The 3,707-nt window shown below is 59.1% G+C and carries 2 protein-coding genes; both read left to right on the top strand.

Annotated elements, in window-relative coordinates:
* Nucleotides 1-203: 203 nt before the first annotated feature.
* Complete coding sequence (locus AC1DRJ_RS21505; protein WP_477803914.1) at nucleotides 204-581, top strand: DUF6124 family protein; 378 nt, start codon at nucleotides 204-206, stop codon at nucleotides 579-581.
* 628 nt (nucleotides 582-1,209) lie between these two features.
* A complete protein-coding gene (lon, locus tag AC1DRJ_RS21510) occupies nucleotides 1,210-3,633 on the top strand; it encodes an endopeptidase La (protein ID WP_477803913.1) in 2,424 nt (807 codons plus the stop codon).
* The last annotated feature ends 74 nt before the right edge of the window (nucleotides 3,634-3,707 follow it).

Below are 3,707 nucleotides of genomic sequence, written 5' to 3' on the forward strand. Positions count from 1 at the left end.
ATTAGCTTACTTGGTGCATAATCACCGCCCCCAATCGACTCACCTTCTGAGTTTGTCGACTGGTCTCATGGTGGCTGTGCGCGGGATACCTTCGGGTATGCCGGGTTTACCAAGTGCTCGGTCCGCGAACCTGCGTACAGCTGCCACCTTCCATCGCGTCGCGGCGATTAGTGGCAGCTCCATTACTTACTTGGAGCTTCACCATGATCAAAGAAACACCAAATCCCCCGGAAACCGACGACGTTTCCCCCTACGAATCCATCGATTCCAAAAAATTTCACGACGCTGCCGAACGCGCGTTGAATCACTACCTCAACCCCGCCGCGCTCAAATCACCGCCCACCCGCAAACCCAGCACGATGTTCATGCTCGCACCGGACCTCAAAGACGARGACCTGCTGGCCCACACCTGTGAATCGCTGGCCCAGGCCAGTGTGATGGCCGGCGATTTTGCCGGCTATCTGGAAGGCCCGCACCGCAACACGGCCATGGCGATCCAGCAAATCGTCATGCTGGCAGAACTGGCGGTGAACCGGATGCTGGATAACCTCGAMCTSCCAAAAYCCACGCAACACCGCTRATCCCCCAGCAGAAACCAATCCCCTGCGGGAGTGAGCCTGCTCGCGATGAAGGTGAATCAGTCGACATCGATGTTGAATGTTAATCCGCTATCGCGAGCAGGCTCGCTCCCACAATGAATCGACGTACACCCGCCGCTCTTCACCACTCATCAGGCCGAGCGTTAGCTCGCCTGCAGCTCTTGATCTTGATCCACCCGCCCCTTCGGGAGGCTGAGTGGAGGTGTTCATCCGGGGAGTGGCGCGTAGCGCCGTTCGACGCAGTCGAACACGCTGCATGTAGGTCGAAGCGGAGCCGACCGGAGGGCAGTGTCCCCGGATGGATACCGGAGCGAAGGAACGCCGAGCCTTAGCGAGGGGCCGGACGCTCGGGGCGAGCCTTTTTTTGCTTACTTTTTTTTGGCGTTTGCCGTTTGAAAAAAAAGTGAGGCGCCGTAAGGGCGAAACCCTAAGTGGCCGTTACCGCAGAAACGGATATGTACACCAAAAACAACAACATGGTCGACCCGAAGGCCGCCAAGTCAAAAGCAACCTGTCCAAACCCTGAACACACACCCGGAAACATCCCGAACCATTGAAACCACCCCCCACCTGCCCCATCTAACACCCATACCCAATGCGCAGGTGCCCCATGAGCGACCAGCAAGAATTCCCCGAAGACCCAAGCGACGACACCGACACCGACACCGAGCACACCGAACACCACTCCACCGGCAAAGGCCTCGCCCTGCCCGGCCAGAACCTGCCGGACAAGGTCTACATCATCCCGATCCACAACCGCCCGTTCTTCCCGGCCCAAGTGCTGCCGGTCATAGTCAACGAAGAACCGTGGGCCGAGACACTGGACCTGGTCAGCAAAGCCGATCACCACTCCCTGGCCCTGTTCTACATGGACTCGCCTCAGGAAGACCCGCGTCATTTCAATACCGGCGCATTGCCGGAGTACGGCACGCTGGTCAAGGTGCACCACGCCAGTCGTGAAAACGGCAAACTGCAATTCGTCGCCCAGGGCCTGACCCGGGTGCGCATCAAAACCTGGCTCAAGCACCACCGCCCGCCGTACCTGGTGGAAGTCGAATACCCGCACCAGCCGACCGAGCCGACCGACGAGGTCAAGGCCTACGGCATGGCGCTGATCAACGCGATCAAGGAACTGCTGCCGCTCAACCCGCTGTACAGCGAAGAGCTGAAAAACTACCTCAACCGCTTCAGCCCCAACGATCCGTCGCCACTGACCGACTTCGCCGCCGCCCTGACCTCGGCCACCGGCAGTGAGCTGCAAGAAGTGCTCGATTGCGTGCCCATGCTCAAGCGCATGGAAAAAGTCCTGCCGATGCTGCGCAAGGAAGTCGAAGTCGCACGCCTGCAAAAAGAGATTTCCGCCGAAGTTAATCGCAAGATCGGCGAGCATCAGCGCGAGTTTTTCCTCAAGGAACAACTCAAGGTCATTCAGCAAGAGCTGGGATTGACCAAGGACGACCGCAGCGCCGACATCGAGCAGTTCGAGCAACGCCTGACCGGTAAAGTCCTCTCGCCGCAGGCGCAGAAACGCATCGAAGAGGAAATGAACAAACTGTCGATCCTCGAAACCGGCTCACCGGAGTACGCGGTCACCCGCAACTATCTAGACTGGGCGACCTCGGTGCCGTGGGGCGTGTACGGCGAGGACAAACTCGACCTCAAGCACGCGCGCAAGGTGCTGGACAAACACCACGCCGGTCTCGACGACATCAAGGACCGCATCCTCGAATTCCTCGCGGTCGGAGCTTACAAAGGCGAGATCAGCGGTTCCATCGTGTTGCTGGTCGGCCCACCGGGCGTGGGTAAAACCAGTGTCGGCAAATCCATTGCCGAATCCCTGGGCCGGCCGTTCTACCGTTTCAGCCTCGGCGGCATGCGCGATGAAGCCGAGATCAAAGGTCATCGCCGCACGTACATCGGCGCGCAACCGGGCAAACTGGTGCAGGCGCTCAAAGACGTCGAAGTGATGAACCCGGTGATCATGCTCGACGAGATCGACAAGATGGGCCAAAGCTACCAGGGCGACCCTGCCTCGGCGCTGCTGGAAACCCTCGATCCGGAACAGAACGTCGAATTTCTCGACCACTACCTGGACCTGCGTCTGGACCTGTCGAAAGTGCTGTTCGTGTGCACCGCCAACACCCTGGACTCGATCCCCGGCCCATTGCTGGACCGCATGGAAGTGATTCGCCTGTCGGGTTACATCACCGAAGAAAAAATCGCCATCGCCAAGCGCCACCTGTGGCCCAAGCAGCTGGAAAAGGCCGGTGTGTCCAAAGGCAGCCTGAGCATCAGCGACAGCGCCCTCAAAGCATTGATCGACGGTTATGCCCGTGAAGCCGGCGTGCGTCAGTTGGAGAAACAACTGGGCAAACTGGTGCGCAAAGCCGTGGTGAAGTTGATCGACGCCCCCAAAGCGGTGATCAAACTCGGCCCGAAAGATCTTGAAGTCTCACTCGGTCATCCGGTGTTCCGCAACGAGCAAGTCCTGTCCGGCACCGGTGTTATCACCGGTCTTGCCTGGACCAGCATGGGCGGCGCGACCTTGCCGATAGAAGCCACGCGCATCCACACGCTGAACCGTGGTTTCAAACTCACCGGGCAACTGGGCGATGTGATGAAAGAGTCGGCGGAAATCGCCTACAGCTACGTCAGCTCGAATCTGAAGTCGTTCGGTGGTGATCCGAAGTTCTTCGACGAAGCCTTCGTCCACCTGCACGTCCCGGAAGGCGCCACCCCGAAAGACGGCCCAAGCGCCGGCGTGACCATGGCCAGCGCCCTGCTCTCGCTTGCACGCAACCAGCCGCCGAAAAAAGGCGTGGCCATGACCGGCGAACTGACGTTGACCGGGCATGTACTGCCGATTGGCGGGGTGCGCGAGAAGGTGATTGCGGCACGGCGGCAGAAGATCTTTGAGTTGATTTTGCCGGAGCCTAACCGAGGGAGTTTTGAGGAACTGCCGGATTACCTGAAAGAAGGGATTACCGTGCATTTCGCCAAGCGTTTTGCAGATGTGGCGAAGATTCTCTTCTGACAACTTTTTAGCGTCTGTACGACCGCCATCGCCAGCAGGCTAGCTCCCACAGGTTGTTCACTGTCCCCTGTGGG

The organism is Pseudomonas sp. P5_B2 (genome assembly GCF_056400445.1).